Origin of the sequence: Sporobacter termitidis DSM 10068 (assembly GCF_900130065.1) — a bacterium.
In the GTDB taxonomy this organism is placed as follows: Bacteria; Bacillota; Clostridia; order Oscillospirales; family Oscillospiraceae; genus Sporobacter; species Sporobacter termitidis.
In genome coordinates, this window is record NZ_FQXV01000007.1 from 13,472 (window position 1) to 30,355 (window position 16,884).

The following is a 16,884-nucleotide window of genomic DNA, read 5'->3' on the forward strand; positions in this document are numbered from 1 at the left end:
AATCTGATGGGCGGGGATGTTAGGCATTTCAGGCGTCGGTTCTTCGGCGGTTTTGACACGGGCGATGTCATGGCCTATATCGAGGAGCTGGCGGCCCAGCGCAATAAATATAAAACGGCGGGCGACAAACTGGAGGCCGAGCTGAAGGACTTGACCGCCGAAATCAAGCGTCTTCAGGGCGAGCTCGACAACGCCGACCGGCGGATCATGGACATCAAGGTCCACGCGCTGGAGGACGCCTCGGACAGCGTATCGGAGCTCAAGGAAACGTATACGGGCATAAAGACGGAGATGGAATCGACCACCAGCACCATCTGCAGCGAGCTCAATAAGCTCAACAATACGCTGACAACGCTCACGACGGTGCTCGACAGAACGGGTTCCCGCTTTGCCGAGCTCCAGTCGGCGGTAGAGCAGGAGAAAGCGGACGCCCTCGCCGCTATGTCCGAGAGGTTCCCCAATTGAATACATACACGCTGACCGTCCCGGAGCTCCGGCTGTATACGGACCGGCTGCGGGCCGGCGACCGGGTTTATTTAAGCGGCGCCATCTATACGGCCCGCGACGCCGCCCACAAGAAAATATTTGCCCTTTTGGAGAGCGGCGCGCCGCTCCCCTTTGACGTTAAGGACGCCGTCATTTATTACGCCGGCCCCACGCCGGGGCATGACGGTGTGAAAATCGGCTCCTGCGGGCCGACGACCTCCTCCAGAATGGACGGCTTCGCGTCGAGGCTTTATGACCTGGGCCTCGCCGCCACCATCGGCAAGGGCGAACGCGGCGACAGCGTCCGTGACGCCATTATCAGAAATCGTGCGGCCTACCTCTGCGCCGTCGGCGGCGCCGGCGCCCTCATTTCCCGCCACATTACAAACGCCGAGGAGCTCGCCTTTCCCGAGCTGGGCTGCGAGTCCGTCAAGCGCCTCACGATCGACAGGATGCCCCTCGTCGCCGCGCTGGATATATTCGGCGGCGATATCTTCCGGGAGGGGCGGGAGAAGTACAAGCTGGCGTGATTAAAACCGATAGATAACAGCCTGGGCGTATCGGCGCTCAGGCTGTTTTTTTGTTCCGGGTGTCGGAAGCGGCATGCCTTACAGATTTTTTCGGATGGATGCAACGACGCTTTTCAAAACGTCGACGACGACCCTGATTTCTTTTTCCGTGCAGCCGTTTATGATTTCGGCGATTTCATTCTGGTAGATATATTTTGATTTATTAATATTGTCGCAGAGGAGCTCGTCCGCCGATACGTCCAGTGCGTTAATGATCGAAATAAACATCTTCATGCTTGGTATCGTATTTCCCGTTTCGATGTGGCTGATGTGCGTTGTTCCGGCCTTAACTATTTCCGCCAGTTTTTCCTGTGTTATACCGCGTTTTTGCCGGACATTTCGTATTCTTTGACCTATTTCAAGATAATTGATCTTCATTTATGGTTATTTCCTCCTTTTTCACATGTATTGTATGTGCAAATAGACTATGTTATAATGATATAAAAGTGCATTTAGACCATACAGTGATAGCAAGAGGATTATCTTCCATATCGAGGTGTTTTTTGTGTCGAAAAATATATCCCGGAGAATCTTCGCAGCGAAAAAGATACTTCGCCGCTGTCATATGTCCGCGCGTGAACCGGCCGTATGATTGAAAACCTGAATAAAATCAACGGCTTGGATATTAAGGAATCGGCCTTAGATAAAGAAGACGGCAGCACGCCGAAGCTTTTGGAGATATCGCGCGAGCTTCAGGCAAATCTCAAAATCAGCGGCAGTTCCCCGCTGGACTCGGTTCTGCAGGCAATAACAAATATTCTGTGCGACGCGTCGCAAAACGAGCCGTGGTGGGATCATGTATATACCCTGAGGCATTATATCGACTGGCTGTATATCCATTCGATCAATGTTTCCATCATCTCCCTGATGATCGCCGAAGCGCTGGATTTAAAGCCGCAGCTGGACGATATCGCTCTCGGCGCGATCCTGCACGACATCGGCAAGCTCGCCATTCCAAAAAAAATTGTCCAGAAACCGGGCAAGCTGAACGAGGAAGAGCAATTTTATATGCGCCATCACTGCGAGCTCGGCCTCAGCATGACCACCGGCTGCGGCTTATCCGGGATCAGCGTTGATATCATTGAGCAGCATCATGAAAGACTGGACGGCAGCGGGTATCCCCGGGGACTGACGGACGCCCAGATCCCGCTGCACGCGCGCATCGTCCTCATGGCGGACGTCATCGACGCCATGACCTCCTACAGACCGTACAAGAAGCCAAAACAGATAGAGGACGTCGTCGGCGAGCTGCGCCGGGAAAAATCAAAATACCCGCAGGATATCCTGGAGGTCTTTCGTTCCCTGCTCTTATGATCCATGATGTCCGGCGGGCGCAAATGAAGACAAAAACATCAGCCTTACCGCAATTGCGGTAAGGCTGATGTTTTGCAGTATCAGCAAGCGCGCAGGGGCGGGTTCTCCGTCTCTTCTCTTATTTTCCGCCCATGAGGAGGTACATGACCGCTTTTTGGGCGTGGAGCCTGTTTTCCGCCTCGTCGAAAATCTCACCCGCATGCTCCTCGAAGACCTTTTCGGTAATCTCCTCGCCCCGGTGGGCCGGCAGGCAGTGCTGGACCATGCAGCCGGGGTTTGCCAGGGCCATGAGCGCGTCGCTGACCTGATAGCCCTCGAAGGCCACCTTGCGCCGGGCGGCCTCCTGCTCCTGCCCCATGGACGCCCAGACGTCGGTAAAGACGACGTCTGCGCCTCTGGCCGCCTCGGCGGGGACGCTTGCGAGCTCGAATTTCGCCTTCGTCTGCTTCGCGGCGAAATCGAGGATCTGCGGATGGGGGCGGTAATTCTCGGGGCACGCAACAGACACGTCCATGCCGCAGGTGAGGCCGCCGGCAATGATGGAGTTTGCCATATTGTTGCCGTCGCCGATATAGCAGATTTTCAGGCCCTTGAGCTTCTTCTTATACTCGCGGACCGTCTGGAGGTCGGCCAGCACCTGGCAGGGGTGCTCAAAATCGGTCAGGCCGTTGATGACGGGAATAGCGGCGTACTGCGCCAGCTTTTCGACCTCCTCCTGCTCAAAGGTGCGGATCATGATGCCGTCGCAGTAGCGGCTCAAAACGCGCGCCGTATCCTGGATCGGCTCGCCGCGCCCAAGCTGGCTGTCGGCGCTGGACAGAAAGATGCCGTGGCCGCCCAGCTGATAGATGCCTGTCTCGAAGGACACGCGCGTCCGGGTGGAACTTTTCGAGAAGAGCATGGCCAGCGTCCTGCCCGCCGGGAAGTCGTGCTTCTTCCCGGCCTTCTGCTCGGCTTTCAGCCGGTCGGCCGTATCGAGGATGGTGAGAATCTCGTCCTCGGTGAGGTCGAGCATTTTTAAAAGGTCTTTTTTCATTTGGCGTCCTCCAGAACTTTTTCTAAAATCGCGAGGCCCGCGTCGATCTCCTCGTCGGTGATGGTCAGCGGCGGGAGCATGCGGATGGCGTCGGCCCCCGCGGTGAGCATCAACAGGCCGCTGTCGATGCATTTGGCGGCGATCTCCTTGGGCGCCGCGCCCTGAATCGAAACGCCCAGCATCAGCCCGAGGCCGCGCACCTCTTTGACTCTGGGGGAATTCCAGCCGGTGATCGTCTTTTTGATACGCGCCCCTTTTCCGGCCACGTCGGCGATCAGCGCCGGCGTCAGCTGGCTGAGCACCGCCAGGGCCGCGGCGCAGGTGACGGGATTGCCGCCGAAGGTGGCCGCGTGGGTCCCGGCCGTTAAAACGCCGGCGCATTTTTCATTGGCCAGGATGCCGCCCATGGGGAGCCCGCCGGCGATGCCCTTGGCAAAGGTGACGACGTCGGGACTGACGTCATACTGCTGGTAGGCAAAGAGCGCTCCCGTCCTGCCGACGCCTGTCTGGACCTCGTCGACGATGAAGACGAGGTCCTTCTCTTTGCAGAAGGCTTCGACCTGTTTGACGTATTCCGGCGCAAGCGGCAGGACGCCGCCCTCCCCCTGGACGAGCTCGAGCATGACGGCGCACGTCTCGCTGTCGGCGACGCTCTTAAGGCTCTCCATGTCATTGGCCCTGGCGTGGGCAAAGCCCTGGGTGAACGGGAAAAAGTAGGTATGGAAGTTATCCTGCCCCGTGGCGGCCAGCGTTGTGATCGTCCGCCCGTGGAAGGACTGGACAAGCGTCACGATCTTGCTGCGCCCCTGTCCGTATTTGTCAAAGGAATACTTGCGTGCCAGCTTGATGGCGCCCTCGTTGGATTCCGCGCCGGAATTGGCGTAAAACACCGCCGCCATGCCCGACCGGGCCGTCAGCTCCCTGGCCAGCGCGGCGCCGGGTTCCGTGTAAAACAGGTTCGACATATGCTGCAGCTTCAAGGCCTGCTGATATATCGCCTCGGCCCACTTGACGTTGCCGTATCCCAGCGAGTTGACGCCGATGCCGCTGGTGAAGTCGATGTATTCCTTCCCTTCCGGGCTGTAGACCCTCGCCCCCTGACCGTGGTCGATGACGACGTCGAACCGGGCGTAGGTCTGCATGATGTTGTCTTTATACAAGGCTTTGATCTCGTTGCTGGTCATGCTATCACTCCTAACTAAATAACGGCGGGACGCTGAGGGCGGCATCCCTTGCTCTGTCTATCGGCATAGAAGCCGCGCCTGCAAGATACTCCTTCAGTCGGCTTCGCCGACAGCTCCCTCATGGAGGGAGCCTTTGGAAACGACGGGCGATTGATAATCGCCCCTACTACATAAAAATATAAATCGCCGCAGGGACGACCATTGGCCGACTGCCGGGGTATGGGACAAAGCCCTTCGCGGGGTCCGGGGCGGAGCCCCGTATAAATGGGGTCATAGGGCGCAACCCTATACCTCTATTGGGCGGGTGGGTGGGCTTTAAAATATCATGGTGCCCGCGCCCTCATCCGTCAGCATCTCGATGAGGATCGAGTGCGGGATGCGCCCGTCCAGGATGTGCGTGCGCTTGACGCCGCCGTCGATGGCGCCGGCGCAGCATTCGATCTTCGGGATCATGCCGCCGGAGATAACGCCCGCGTCCGAGAGCGCCTGTATCTCGCCGCGCTTGATGACCTTGATAAGCGTCGCGTCGTCCTTCGGGTCGCGGAGGACGCCGCGGGTGTCGGTGAGGATGATGAGCTTCTCAGCGCCCAGCGACACGGCGAGCCTGGAGGCCGCCGTATCGGCGTTGACGTTGTAGGATGTATCCGCGTCGATACCGATGGCCACCGTGGCCACGACCGGTATGAGGTTATCCTCCATCGCCTTCTGGACGACGGAAGGGTTGATCGTCGTAATATCGCCGACAAGGCCGTAGTCCTCCCCGTCGTCCCGCCGCATGCGCCTGGCCTCGATGAGGCAGCCGTCGATGCCGCACAGGCCGATGGCGCGGCCCCCCTTGCGGATGATGGTCGCCACCAGGTCCTTGTTGACCTTGCCGCACAGGACGCCCTGGACGACGGTCATTGTCTCCTCGTCGGTGTACCGGAGGCCCCTGACAAATTTCGGCTCCTTGCCGATCTTCCCCAGCATGTCGTTGATCTCCGGCCCGCCGCCGTGGACGAGCACCACATGGATGCCGACCAGATGCAGGAGGATGATGTCCTCCATCACCGCGTCAAACAGCTCGGGGCTGATCATGGCGTTGCCGCCATATTTGATGACGACGACCTTCCCGTAATACTGCTGTATATACGGCAGCGCCTCCACCAGCGTCTGGGCCCGTTCAAGATTGTTCATGCCGATACCTCCAAGATGCGATATGTTTGCCGGGAGTGCCCCTATCGGAGAGAGCGTGCCTTAACCCCAATATAGCGACGACGGGCGATTGATAATCGCCCCTACATAAAAACATAAGAATCGCCGTAGGGACGGCCATCGGCCGACCGCCGGGGTATGGGGAGAAAGCCCCTCGCGGGGTCCGGGGCGGAGCCCCGCTTTAAAAGGGGTCATAGGGCGCAGCGCCAGCGAGATTTATGCCGAGGCGGAATTTATTTCCGCCCGGCAGATTAAATCATCAGGGGCCCCCCGCGCGGCCTGCCGCGTGGGGAAATCGGGCGGGTGGGGATTTAAGTCCTGTAGTCGCCGTTGATTTTGATGTAATCATATGTGATATCGCAGCCCCAGCAGGTGCACTCCCCCGCGCCGGAACCGATATTGACGGCAATCGTCACATCGTGCTCGGTCAGGATTTTCTTGGCCAGCGCCTCGTCAAAGCCGAGGCCGCGCCCGTTTTTACAGACGTCCACGGTCCCCGCGGCTGATTTAAACGCGACCGAGACCTGATCCGGGTCGAATTCAACGCCCGAATAGCCCATGGCGCAGAGCACCCGGCCCCAGTTGGCGTCAGCCCCGAAGACCGCCGCTTTGGTAAGCGTGGAGGAGATGACCGACTTTGAAAGCGTCTCCGCGGCCGCCACGTCGGCGGCGCCGGTCACCGTACAGGTGATGAGGTGCGTGGCGCCCTCGCCGTCGGAGGCCATGGAGATGGCCAGCCTGACGCATGTCTCCCTGAGCGCCGCGACGAACGCCTTATAATCATCGTTTTCCGCGTCGATGAGAGTGTTCCCGGCATAGCCGTTGGCCAGGAGGCAGCACATGTCGTTTGTGGAGGTATCGCCGTCCACGGAAATGCGGTTGAAGCTGACCGTCACCACGTCCAGAAGCGCCTTTTTGATCATGGCTGCCGTGATGGCGCAGTCGGTGGTAATAAAGCAGAGCATGGTGCCCATGTTCGGGTGGATCATCCCGCTGCCCTTGGCGATGCCGCCGAGCCTTACTGTTTTGCCGCCAAGCTGCGTCTCGATGGCGCACTCCTTCATAACGGTGTCCGTGGTCATGATGGCCGCCGCCGCATCGGAGGAGCCATCCGCGCTGAGCCCTGATGCCAGCGCCGGCACGCCCTGCTCGATCACCACGACCGGCAGCGCCTGGCCAATGACGCCCGTGGAGGCGACGATGACGGCCTCCGGCGATATGCCGAGCGCCCTGGCAGCGGCTGCACAGCTGCGTTCCGCATTTTCCTCGCCCTGCGGCGCGCAGGCGTTGGCGTTGCCGCTGTTGGCGAGGATCGCCCGCGCTTTGCCGTCCGCCAGATGCGCTTTCGTCACGAGGAGCGGCGCCGCCTTAACGACGTTTTTCGTATAAACCGCCGCGGCGGCCGCGTCGCCCTCCGAAACGATGAGCGCCAGGTCCTTTTTGGCCGGATTGTTCGTCTTCACGCCGACATGGATGCCGGCCGCCTTGAATCCCGCAGCGGCACACACGCCGCCGTCGATAAATTTCATAGTGATCATTCCTTCACTTTTTTGGCTCCCTCAGACGAGGGAGCTGTCGCCCGCGGGCGACTGAGGGAGGGATAACGCGCACCTGAAGTCCGGTGTATCTCTCCTTCCGTCACGGCTTTCAGCCGTGCCACCTCCCTCGTCCGAGGGAGGCAAGGCTAAATCAGTCCTGTTTCCTCCGGCAGGCCCAGCATGATGTTCAGGTTCTGGACGGCGGCGCCGGAGGCGCCTTTGCCGAGGTTGTCGAAGCGGGCGGTGAGGAGCGTTTCGCCGTCGGTGCCGCTGACGGTGATCATGAGATCGTTCGTCCCCGCGCCCCAGTTGCTGTTCAAATACCCGCTGCCAAGCTCTGGAGCCACCTTTACAAACCGCTGCCCGGCGTAATACCCCGCCAGCTCATCCCGTATCGTCCGGGAGGTCTGCTTACCGCACAGCATGTCGTCATGCAGCATGACCGTCGTGGCCATGCCCTTGTAATAGTCGTCGACGACGGGGCAAAAGACCGGCGCCCTCGTCAGGCCGGTGACTTCCGTCATTTCGGCGAAATGCTTGTGGCGGAGGGTCAGGCCGTAAAGCCTCGGAGCGAGCAGGTCCGGCGTCTTCTCCTGCTCGTACTGGGCGATCATCTTCTTCCCGCCGCCGGAGTAACCGGTGAGGGAAAAGCAGGTCAGCGGATAGTTTTTCGGCAGGATGCCCAGCGAGACGAGCGGATAGACAAGCGAGATAAAGCCCACGGCGTGGCAGCCCGGATTGGCCAGGCGTTTTGCCGTTTTGATCTTCTCCCGCTGGCTTTTCGACATTTCGGGATAGCCGTAGACCCAGCCCGGCGCCGTCCGGTACGCGGTGGAGGCGTCGATCACGCGCACGCTGTCATTTTCGATCATCGCCACGGCTTCCCGCGCGGCGTCGTCCGGCAGGCAAAGGATGACGATATCGGCGCTGTTCAGGAGCTTTTTGCGCTCGGCGATATCCTTGCGTAATGCGGGGTCGATCAGCAAAAGCTCGATATCGTCCCGCTCCCCCAGCCTGTCGTGAATCTGCAGGCCGGTGGTGCCCTCCTGTCCGTCGATATATATTTTAGGTTTCATGACGAAAGCCTCATTTCGTTCTTTCTTTCAGGAATTTCGCGACGCTGTCCAGCTGGGCCCGCACGGACTCGGCGGACGGCCCGCCGGGCACATTACGCAGCCCCACGCAATTTTCGAGCCGGACGGCGTCGAACACGTCGCCCTCAAAGAGCGGCGAGAACGCCTTGTACGTCTCCAAGGTCAGCGCCTCCAGCGTCTGCCCGTTATCGATGCAATGATGCACCAGCTTCCCGATGACCGTGTACGCGTCGCGGAACGGGAGACCCTTCTTCACGAGATAATCGGCGCAGTCGGTGGCGTTGATAAACCCCTCGGACGCGGCGCGGCGCATGTTGTCGGGCTTTACAGCCATGGTGGCGAGCATCGCCGTGAAGACCGGCAGGACCTTTTTCACCGTGTCGACAGCGTCGAACACCTGCTCCTTATCCTCCTGCATATCCTTGTTGTACGCCAGCGGCAGACCCTTCATCACGGTCAGAAGGCCCATGAGGCTGCCGTAAACGCGGCCTGTTTTGCCCCGGACGAGCTCGGCGATATCGGGGTTTTTCTTCTGCGGCATGATGGACGAGCCTGTGGAATACGCGTCGGACAGTTCGATGAACTTGAATTCCCACGAGCACCATAGGATGATCTCCTCGGCAAAGCGCGACAGGTGCATCATCAAAATCGACAAGCCGCTTAAAAGCTCCACGGCGTAATCCCGGTCGGAAACGCCGTCAAGGCTGTTTTCCGTGATACGGGCAAAGCCGAGCTTTCTGGCAACGCTTCGTCGGTCGATCGGGTACGTCGTCCCGGTGAGCGCACCGCTGCCGAGGGGACACTCGTCCATGCGCGCAAGACAGTCCTCCAGCCGGGTGACGTCCCGCCTTAGCATATTGGCGTAGGCCATCATGTGGTGGGCAAACGTCGTCGGCTGCGCCCGCTGAAGGTGCGTATAGGCGGGCATGATCGTCTCTGTGTTCTTACCCGCGATGTCCAGAAGCACCGACATCATGGCAAGCGCGGCATCCCGGATATTTTCAATCTCTTTTTTCAGGTGCAGACGGAAATCAAGGGCAACCTGGTCGTTCCGGCTCCTGGCGGTGTGCAGGCGTTTGCCGGCGTCGCCGATACGCCGCGTCAGCTCCGCCTCGACGCTCATATGGATGTCCTCGTCCTGCAGGCTGAACTCAAATTTCCCGGCCTCAATATCCGCGAGGATATCGTTCAACGCCGCAATGATCTTACCGGCTTCCGATTTCTCTATAATGCCCTGGTCCCCCAGCATCCCGGCGTGCGCGATCGAGCCGGCGATGTCCTCTTTATAGAGCCGCTTGTCAAACGTGATCGACGCGTTCAGTTCGTCGACGAGCGCGTCCGTGTCGCTCGAAAATCTTCCGGACCAGAGTTTCATAGTGCGTGTTCCTTTCTGTTGCAGAGTGCATAGGTTGATGTGCCATTTGCGGGATGTATCAGGCCAGACAGGGCGGATATGGAATCCGCCCCTACGGGGAAGGTCCCGGTGTTGTCATTCCCGCGAAGGCGGGAATCCACGCGTCTTCTGTCCCCCATGGATTTATTTGTTTTTTCTCTGCTCCTCCAAAATCGCTTTCGTCTGGATGGGAAGGCCGAAAAGATTGATGAAGCCTTCGGCTTCCGCCTGCTTGTAGTCGCTCTCCCCGAAGGAAGCCAGCGTTTCGCTGTAGAGGCTGTACGGGCTCCAGACACCGGCGTTCTGGACGTTGCCCTTATAGAGCTTCAGCTTTACCGTACCGGTAACCGTCTCCTGCGTCTTGTCGACGAAAGCGGAGAGCGATTCGCGCAGTGGGGTGAACCACTGGCCGTTGTAGACGAGCTCGGCAAATTTGATGGCGAGCTGCTCCTTCATATGAGACGTTTCCTTGTCGAGGCAGATCGTCTCCAGAACCTCGTGGGCGTGGTAGAGGATCGTGCCGCCCGGCGTTTCATAGACGCCGCGGCTCTTCATGCCGACGAGCCTGTTTTCGACGAGGTCCAGCAGGCCGACGCCGTTTTTGCCGCCCAGCTCGTTGAGCTTCGCGATGATTTCGGCGGCCTTCAGCTTCTGGCCGTTCACAGCCGTCGGGACGCCCTTCTCAAAAGCGAGCTCCACGTATTCCGGCTTGTCGGGCGCCATTTCGGGCGAGACACCGAGCTCCAGGAACCCGGGCTTGTTGTACAGCGGCTCGTTGCCGGGGTCTTCCAGGTCCAGGCCCTCATGGGACAGGTGCCAGAGGTTTTTATCCTTGGAATAGTTCGTCTCGCGGCTGATTTTCAGCGGAATGTGGTGGGCCTCGGCGTAATCGATTTCCTCGTCGCGGCTCTTGATGTTCCACTCGCGCCACGGGGCGATGATCGTCATGTGGGGCGCGAAGGCCTTGATCGTCAGCTCAAAGCGCACCTGGTCGTTGCCCTTGCCGGTGCAGCCGTGGCAGATGGCGTCGGCCCCCTCCTGAAGCGCGATCTCGACGATGCGCTTGGCGATGACCGGGCGGGCAAAGGACGTGCCGAGCAGGTAGCCCTCGTATTTCGCGCCGGCCTTCATGGTGGGAATAATAAAATCATCGACGAATTCGTCGGTGAGATCTTCTATGTAAAGCTTGGAGGCGCCCGTCCTGAGGGCCTTCTCCTCCAGCCCGTCAAGCTCTGTACCCTGGCCCACGTCGCCGGAGACGGCGATGACCTCGGGGTTGTTATAATTCTCCTTCAGCCACGGGATGATGATGGACGTGTCCAGCCCGCCCGAATACGCGAGGACGACCTTTTTGATCTCACTCATTGTAAAATACCTCCAAAATGACGTTAAAGATACTATAGCACCGAATGTATTATTATGCAACAGTTTTTAGTCATTACTATTCATATATTTGCAAATTCAAACCATTCTATATCCGTCAGAAAATACAAAATGCATAATATCCTGAATATTCATGAATATTATGCATTTCATTATGAATGTTTATAAAGAGCCTGTCCCTTTCGCTTTATAAAGCAGCGAAGAATCCGCGGGCAATCTCAAATCGGCGCATCAGCCATAGATTGCCTGAAGATTCTTCGCTTTGCTCAGAATGTCACATCTAGCGGCAAAACCGCGTTTACGGTGAAGGGAACAGTTATCTCCTGCCGCCGCCTCCGCCGCCGAAGCCGCCCCCTCCATGGCCCATACCGCCGCCTCCGCCGAAGCCGCCGAAGCCACCGCCACCGCCGCCTCCAAATCCACCGAAACCGCCGAAGCCTCCGCCGCCGCCCCGGCCGCTCCTGCCGCCGCCGCCGGGACCGCCGCCCCGGGGTCCGCCAAAGCCGCCGGGACCACCGGGACCGCCGGGGCCTCTTGGCCCACGCCAGCCGGGACCGCCAGGACCGTACCACCAGGAGCGGTGCGGACCGAACCAGATAAACCAGGGATAATACGTCGGGATCGGCATGCCCAGGTGCGTGTAGTACGCCCTGTAGCGGCGCCTGTCCGCAGTGACTGCCACAATGAAAACGAAGACGATGACGACAATGATCAGTATCCAGATAAAGAGGCTGCCGAACAAGGAGGTTTCATAATACCCGCCGTTGTAATAACCGCCATTGTAGCCGCCGTTATTATAGTTGCCGTTGTTGTAGCTGCCGCCGTTATTGCCGGTAACGGCCGGGGCGCCGTTGTCGACGTTATAGTTATCGGCATACCAGGTAAACAGCGCCTCCAGCATCTTTGACGTCGCCGTTTCATACTGGCCCTTGTCGTAATCCGGGTAAAAATACTTCTCGAAATAGGAATTCACCATGCTGTCGGTGAATACGCCGGAGATGCCGGGGCCGACCGTCAGCCAGCACTTGTTTTCCTCGGTCGCCAGAAGGAGCAGCATGCCGTTGTTGGCCGTCTTGCTGCCGACGCCCCAGTCGTTGAAGAGCTTCATGGCGTATTCGTCGGCGTACATGCCGTCCAGATACTGGACGGTGACGACAACGATCTGGGCGCCGTCGCACTTCTGCTCCAGGCCGGCGTTCGAGGAAATGATCTTTTGCTCAATAGAGTCCGACAGCACGTTGGCGTCGTCGGCCACATAATATTCCTTGCTCTGCGCGACGACCGCCAGCGCGGAGGTCGCCAGAGAGACGGCAAGAACCAGGAGAACCGCCAATGATATGAGACGTTTTTTCAACTGTTAACCCTCCGCCCCGAAATAGTCGGGGTACTGCACAAAGGCCAGATTTTTCAGAATATTGACAGGGAAGCCGCGCAGCTTGTTCCGCAGCGCTTCGACCTGACTGTTATAGGCGCTTTTGCCGATGACGCTCTGCGCGCCGTCCAGCGTCCCGGCGTAGCTGGCGGCCGAGGCCTTTTCATTGTCCTTCAGCTCGCGCTGCGCGAGAGCCGCGTTCAGCTTTACATACGCCGCCTGCATTTTTTCGTTGGCGGCGTATTTTTCGGGGATGGTCCCCGCGTCGGCGAGCTCGTGCTGGGCGCTCCTGAGCGCGTCCGTCATGTCCTTGAGCTCGGGATAATTCGAGGCGACCGATACGAGGCCGAGGGCGGCCGGGTTCCTTTTGTCCAGCTGAGACTGGATGCTCGGCTGCGTATATTTCTCGTCCTTCAGGTACACGCCGCTATAAAACTGCGCTTCGATTTTCGCCGTCTCGCCGCCCACGCTGCGGTGGACGCCGAAGAGCGTGCCAAGCACGACGACGATCAGCGCGATCAGCGCGGCGGTGGACCGTCTTTTGAATATCGCCATACTTATTTACGCAGCTCGAGCAGCTTCTGCTTGAGCTCGCCTTCGATGCGCCCGAGCTCGACCTCGGCCGCGCGGCGCTTGGCCGCGCCCTCCGTCTGGATGGTGCGCACCTCCTCCAGCGTTTCGATCAGCTTCTGGTTCGTCAGCTGCAGCGTTTCGATATCGGCCACGCCGCGCTCGGACTCCTTGGCGATCTCCACGGTGCCCGTCTTGAGCATCTCGGCGTTTTTCCTGAGCAGCTCGTTGGTCATATTCGTCACCTCGCGCTGGGCCTCCATCGCCTGCTGCGAGTGGTGCATCCCCAGCGCCAGCACCATCTGGCTCTTCCACAGCGGGATCGTGTTGACGATGGACGTCTGGATCTTCTCCACCATCAGGCTGTCGTTGTTCTGGATCAGGCGGATCTGCGGCGCCATCTGGATGGAGATGGTCCGCGTCAGCTCCAGGTCGTACAGCTTTTTTTCAAAGCGGTTGACCATGTTGGCATAGTCGTTGACGGCCTGGGCGTCCTCCGGCTTGCCGGATTCCTCGGCCTTTTTCTTCATGTCCGGCAGGATCACGTTGTTACATTCCCCCAGCTTCTCCTTGCCGGCCAGGATGTACATGGTCAGCTCCTTGAAGTAGGACTGGTTCATCTCGTACATCTTGTCCAGCATGGCCGCGTCCTTGAGGAGCGTGTACTGGTGCTTTTCGAGCATCTCGGCGATCTTGTCGACATTGATGGAGGCCTTGTCGTATTCCGCCTTGATGGTAGCGATTTTGTTCTCCACCTTCTTCCGCAGGCCGAAGAAGCCCTTTTTCTCCTCCTCGCCGTAGTTGAAGCCCTTCAGCTGCACCACGAGGTCCGTGAGCATGCCGCCCACCTCGCCCATATCCTTTGTACGGACGTTGTCCAGCGTGCTGCCCGAAAAGTCGGCGATATTTTTCTGGGACGCCGCGCCGTAGGTCAGAATGGCGTTCGTGTCCGTGATGTCGATCTTCTTTGAGAAATCGTGCACCATCTGCTGCTCGGCGTCGGTGAGCTGGCTGATGTCGAGCTTGGCGGCGGTGGCGTCGCGCCTCTGGATTTCGGCGGCGGGCGCGACCGCCGGCGCCTCGGGCGCGTCGTTGGTGCTCAGGGTCAGTGTGGGGGTGTAGCCGGTGGTGTTGTCAGTCATAGTAAATCTTCCTTCCTAAAAATCCTTGCCGGTCAGGCCTTCCCGCTTCAACATATTTTCGAGGACCACGATATCCGTTTCGATATCGAGCGCCTGATTTGCGAAAAGCGCGTCGAGCTGCTTTTTGTAGCCCGCCAGCGTTGTGTCCAATATATCTTCGATGCGGCGCATCGTGCCGGTGATGTTCTCGCCCGCCGCGCCGATATTGCCCATCCGGTCGTAGGCGTTGATGAGCTTTATGGTCGTGGGCAGATAGAAATCGGCGAAGCGCTTGATCTGGCGGTAATCGTTGTGATCCTCGAGCAGGTCCTTGAAAATACGCTGCGTGACGTCCATCAGCTCGCCTATTTTCGCGCAGACCTCCTCATTTCTGATCGAGCCGCGCAGCCGCGCCATTTCCTCAACGGCCCTCCGCCCCTCGGCCAGCAGCGCGTCGTATTCCGCGTTGCCCGTCGACACGGGCTTTTCCGGCTCCTTGACGTACTCCGTTTTGCCGGGGAATAAAAGCGACAATATGGCGTAAGCGCCGACGGCGCAGACGATCAGGAGCACATAATCCGTCAGCCGGAGCAGCGGGAAAAACAGACAGTACAGAAGCCAGACGCCGGCAAAGCCGTAAATGGGCACCGGCGATTTTTTTCTTATTTCACGCGTCATTTGTCATGCTCCGTTCTCCATTGTTCCGATCCTATAAATGGCAGTGTCAAAATTATTGTATGCCCAGCATACCACCGTGTCAAGAAGCATCTGCTTTTACCCTTCAAGCGTTCTGCTTGACATCGTTTGAGCAGATAGATATATTATATCATTATAACAAATATGTATGAAAAGCACTTCGGGGCCGCACCGGGCATAAGCCCGGAAGCAGCCCCTATATGAAAGCGAGCGGCGCGCCAGCCGCCTAGTTAATTCTATGCCGGATACGGCAATACGTGAAAGATTTTACACCGCGGCCGCCGCCCTATGCGGCACAAGGTCTAAAAAGCCCGGAGTCCCTCATCCGTCACGGCTTCGCCGCGCCGCCTTTCTCTATGGGAAGGCTTTGTGGCAGGATATCCAATGACGGGTCCGGGGAGGAGCCCCGTTCTCCCGTGGGGATATGGGCGCAGCCCCATTCCTTTATTGGGTGGGCGGGAACAATATACAAAGGAATGATACTCTTGATCAAAATCGCGCCATCCATCCTGTCGGCGGACTTTACGCGCCTCGGCGAGGAGATCGCCAGCATCCGCGACGCCGAGTACCTGCATTTTGACGTGATGGACGGCATCTTTGTTCCGAATATATCGGTCGGTATCCCGGTGCTGGAAGCCGTGCGGAAATTTACGGACATGACGCTGGACGTCCACCTGATGATCACCGAGCCGGTGCGGTACGTGAAAAATTTCATTGACGCGGGCGCCGACATCGTCGTCATCCACGTGGAGGCCGACACGCCGGAAAGAACGGCGGAAGCGCTTAAGGTCATCCGGGCCAGCGGCAAAAGGGCCGGCCTGTCTCTCAAGCCTAAAACGCCGGTGGACGCCGTTTTACCATATCTGGACCTGCTGGACCTCATCCTCGTCATGACCGTCGAGCCCGGGTTCGGCGGTCAGAAATTCATGGCCGATCAGTTGGACAAGGTCCGGTATCTGCGCGCGCGCATCGACGAGCGCGGCCTGGGCTGCGAGATCGAGGTCGACGGCGGCATCAACCCGGAAACGGCAAAGCTCTGCGTGGACGCGGGGGTCGATGTGCTGGTGGCCGGCAGCGCCGTTTTCGGCGCGGGGGACCGGACCGGCGTCATCAGGCGGCTCCGGTGCCTTTCCTGATAACATCGCATTTTTGAAAGGACCGACACTATGAATTTTTTCCCCTCCGCGCTGGAAGTACTCGTTGAAAAATTCGCGTCCCTGCCCGGCATCGGCCAAAAATCGGCCCAGCGGCTGGCCTTTCACATCCTGGCTCTGCCCGATGGGGACGCCGAAGCGTTCGCGGACGCGATTCTGGACGCCAAGCGCAACGTGCACTGCTGCAGCGTCTGCCAGAACCTGACGGACGGCGACGTCTGCGCCATCTGCGGCAGCCCGCGCCGGGACGAGCGCACCGTGTGCGTCGTCTCGGACCCGAAGACGGTGATGGCCATCGAGCGGTCGCATGAATACAACGGACATTACCACGTCCTCCACGGCGTCATTTCCCCGCTCAATCACATCGGGCCGGACGACATCAAAATCAAGGAGCTTGTCAGCCGCGTCGCCGGCGGGAGCATCGAGGAGGTCATCATGGCCACGAACCCCGACACCGAGGGCGAAACGACGGCCAAGTACATCTCCCGCCTTTTAAAACCCTTCGGCGTGAAAATCACCCGGCTGGCCTACGGCATCCCCGTCGGCCTGAACCTCGAATTCGCCGACGACGCCACGCTCATGCGCGCCCTGGAAGGACGGCAGGAGCTGTAAATCCGCGGGCCCGGCGGGGCCGCAATGCTGCCGGGACCTCCGGTCTGAATGACGCGCCTTTATCTCGGCGCGTCATTTTTATTTGACAAACGTACAAGTTTCATAATATAATACATAAAACTAGGTATAATTTTCCCTACCGGCATTTTACTGAAGCGCCGGAAAAGG

At 58.9% G+C, this 16,884-nt stretch carries 17 protein-coding genes; 5 read left to right on the top strand and 12 right to left on the bottom strand.

The features are described from left to right. Positions 1–6 precede the first annotated feature (6 nt). Positions 7–465 carry a hypothetical protein gene (locus BUB60_RS10605; RefSeq protein ID WP_073078688.1) on the top strand — a complete coding sequence of 153 codons (459 nt, stop codon included), beginning with the start codon at positions 7–9 and terminating at the stop codon, positions 463–465. Then, a complete protein-coding gene (locus BUB60_RS10610) occupies positions 462–1,016 on the top strand; it encodes a FumA C-terminus/TtdB family hydratase beta subunit (RefSeq protein ID WP_073078692.1) in 555 nt (184 codons plus the stop codon). Before BUB60_RS10605 ends, BUB60_RS10610 begins: the two co-directional genes overlap by 4 nt. A gap of 78 nt (positions 1,017–1,094) precedes the next feature. Here BUB60_RS10610 and BUB60_RS10615 read toward each other — a convergent pair whose 3' ends face one another. After that, positions 1,095–1,433: a helix-turn-helix domain-containing protein gene (locus BUB60_RS10615; RefSeq protein WP_073078696.1), complete on the bottom strand. Its 339-nt coding sequence runs from the start codon at positions 1,431–1,433 to the stop codon at positions 1,095–1,097. Between the two features lie 210 nt (positions 1,434–1,643). Between BUB60_RS10615 and BUB60_RS10620 the strand changes: the two genes are divergently transcribed. Then, complete coding sequence (locus tag BUB60_RS10620; protein ID WP_073078699.1) at positions 1,644–2,369, top strand: HD-GYP domain-containing protein; 726 nt, start codon at positions 1,644–1,646, stop codon at positions 2,367–2,369. A 118-nt stretch (positions 2,370–2,487) separates the two neighbouring features. On the opposite strand, the gene argF is transcribed toward BUB60_RS10620, so the two are convergent. The 11 genes from argF to BUB60_RS10675 all read right to left on the bottom strand — a co-directional run bounded on the left by argF (position 2,488) and on the right by BUB60_RS10675 (position 14,932). Beyond that, a complete protein-coding gene (argF, locus tag BUB60_RS10625; RefSeq protein ID WP_073078703.1) occupies positions 2,488–3,405 on the bottom strand; it encodes an ornithine carbamoyltransferase in 918 nt (305 codons plus the stop codon). After that, positions 3,402–4,589 (bottom strand): aspartate aminotransferase family protein, encoded by a 1,188-nt coding sequence (locus BUB60_RS10630; RefSeq protein WP_073078706.1) that lies wholly within the window; start codon positions 4,587–4,589, stop codon positions 3,402–3,404. Before BUB60_RS10630 ends, argF begins: the two co-directional genes overlap by 4 nt. Positions 4,590–4,904: 315 nt before the next feature. Further along, a complete protein-coding gene (argB, locus tag BUB60_RS10635; protein WP_073078708.1) occupies positions 4,905–5,765 on the bottom strand; it encodes an acetylglutamate kinase in 861 nt (286 codons plus the stop codon). 329 nt (positions 5,766–6,094) lie between these two features. Next, positions 6,095–7,312, bottom strand: a complete 1,218-nt coding sequence (argJ, locus tag BUB60_RS10640; protein ID WP_073078710.1) for a bifunctional glutamate N-acetyltransferase/amino-acid acetyltransferase ArgJ — start codon at positions 7,310–7,312, stop codon at positions 6,095–6,097. A gap of 155 nt (positions 7,313–7,467) precedes the next feature. Beyond that, positions 7,468–8,397: an N-acetyl-gamma-glutamyl-phosphate reductase gene (gene argC / locus BUB60_RS10645; protein ID WP_073078712.1), complete on the bottom strand. Its 930-nt coding sequence runs from the start codon at positions 8,395–8,397 to the stop codon at positions 7,468–7,470. Between the two features lie 10 nt (positions 8,398–8,407). After that, entirely contained in the window at positions 8,408–9,790 is a 1,383-nt protein-coding gene (argH, locus tag BUB60_RS10650; RefSeq protein WP_073078714.1) for an argininosuccinate lyase, read from the bottom strand. Between the two features lie 162 nt (positions 9,791–9,952). Next, complete coding sequence (locus tag BUB60_RS10655) at positions 9,953–11,173, bottom strand: argininosuccinate synthase (protein WP_073078716.1); 1,221 nt, start codon at positions 11,171–11,173, stop codon at positions 9,953–9,955. Between the two features lie 334 nt (positions 11,174–11,507). Continuing rightward, a complete protein-coding gene (locus tag BUB60_RS10660; RefSeq protein WP_073078719.1) occupies positions 11,508–12,545 on the bottom strand; it encodes a TPM domain-containing protein in 1,038 nt (345 codons plus the stop codon). A 3-nt stretch (positions 12,546–12,548) separates the two neighbouring features. Next, complete coding sequence (locus tag BUB60_RS10665; RefSeq protein WP_073078722.1) at positions 12,549–13,118, bottom strand: LemA family protein; 570 nt, start codon at positions 13,116–13,118, stop codon at positions 12,549–12,551. A gap of 2 nt (positions 13,119–13,120) precedes the next feature. Next, positions 13,121–14,275: a toxic anion resistance protein gene (locus tag BUB60_RS10670; protein ID WP_073078724.1), complete on the bottom strand. Its 1,155-nt coding sequence runs from the start codon at positions 14,273–14,275 to the stop codon at positions 13,121–13,123. Between the two features lie 15 nt (positions 14,276–14,290). Beyond that, complete coding sequence (locus tag BUB60_RS10675) at positions 14,291–14,932, bottom strand: 5-bromo-4-chloroindolyl phosphate hydrolysis family protein (RefSeq protein WP_073078738.1); 642 nt, start codon at positions 14,930–14,932, stop codon at positions 14,291–14,293. A 494-nt stretch (positions 14,933–15,426) separates the two neighbouring features. Between BUB60_RS10675 and rpe the strand changes: the two genes are divergently transcribed. Further along, positions 15,427–16,086: a ribulose-phosphate 3-epimerase gene (gene rpe / locus BUB60_RS10680; RefSeq protein ID WP_073078740.1), complete on the top strand. Its 660-nt coding sequence runs from the start codon at positions 15,427–15,429 to the stop codon at positions 16,084–16,086. A gap of 30 nt (positions 16,087–16,116) precedes the next feature. Then, on the top strand, positions 16,117–16,716 hold the full coding sequence (gene recR / locus BUB60_RS10685) for a recombination mediator RecR (RefSeq protein WP_073078741.1): 600 nt from the start codon (positions 16,117–16,119) through the stop codon (positions 16,714–16,716). Positions 16,717–16,884 lie beyond the last annotated feature (168 nt).

Bases quoted from the DNA above. Each gene is read 5' to 3' on its own strand.
- BUB60_RS10605 (WP_073078688.1), top strand. From the start codon at position 7: ATGGGCGGGGATGTTAGGCATTTCAGGCGTCGGTTCTTCGGCGGTTTT.
- BUB60_RS10615 (WP_073078696.1), bottom strand. From the start codon at position 1,433: ATGAAGATCAATTATCTTGAAATAGGTCAAAGAATACGAAATGTCCGG.
- BUB60_RS10620 (WP_073078699.1), top strand. From the start codon at position 1,644: ATGATTGAAAACCTGAATAAAATCAACGGCTTGGATATTAAGGAATCG.
- argF (WP_073078703.1), bottom strand. From the start codon at position 3,405: ATGAAAAAAGACCTTTTAAAAATGCTCGACCTCACCGAGGACGAGATT.
- BUB60_RS10630 (WP_073078706.1), bottom strand. From the start codon at position 4,589: ATGACCAGCAACGAGATCAAAGCCTTGTATAAAGACAACATCATGCAG.
- argB (WP_073078708.1), bottom strand. From the start codon at position 5,765: ATGAACAATCTTGAACGGGCCCAGACGCTGGTGGAGGCGCTGCCGTAT.
- argJ (WP_073078710.1), bottom strand. From the start codon at position 7,312: ATGAAATTTATCGACGGCGGCGTGTGTGCCGCTGCGGGATTCAAGGCG.
- argC (WP_073078712.1), bottom strand. From the start codon at position 8,397: ATGAAACCTAAAATATATATCGACGGACAGGAGGGCACCACCGGCCTG.
- argH (WP_073078714.1), bottom strand. From the start codon at position 9,790: ATGAAACTCTGGTCCGGAAGATTTTCGAGCGACACGGACGCGCTCGTC.
- BUB60_RS10655 (WP_073078716.1), bottom strand. From the start codon at position 11,173: ATGAGTGAGATCAAAAAGGTCGTCCTCGCGTATTCGGGCGGGCTGGAC.
- BUB60_RS10665 (WP_073078722.1), bottom strand. From the start codon at position 13,118: ATGGCGATATTCAAAAGACGGTCCACCGCCGCGCTGATCGCGCTGATC.
- BUB60_RS10670 (WP_073078724.1), bottom strand. From the start codon at position 14,275: ATGACTGACAACACCACCGGCTACACCCCCACACTGACCCTGAGCACC.
- BUB60_RS10675 (WP_073078738.1), bottom strand. From the start codon at position 14,932: ATGACGCGTGAAATAAGAAAAAAATCGCCGGTGCCCATTTACGGCTTT.
- rpe (WP_073078740.1), top strand. From the start codon at position 15,427: ATGATACTCTTGATCAAAATCGCGCCATCCATCCTGTCGGCGGACTTT.
- recR (WP_073078741.1), top strand. From the start codon at position 16,117: ATGAATTTTTTCCCCTCCGCGCTGGAAGTACTCGTTGAAAAATTCGCG.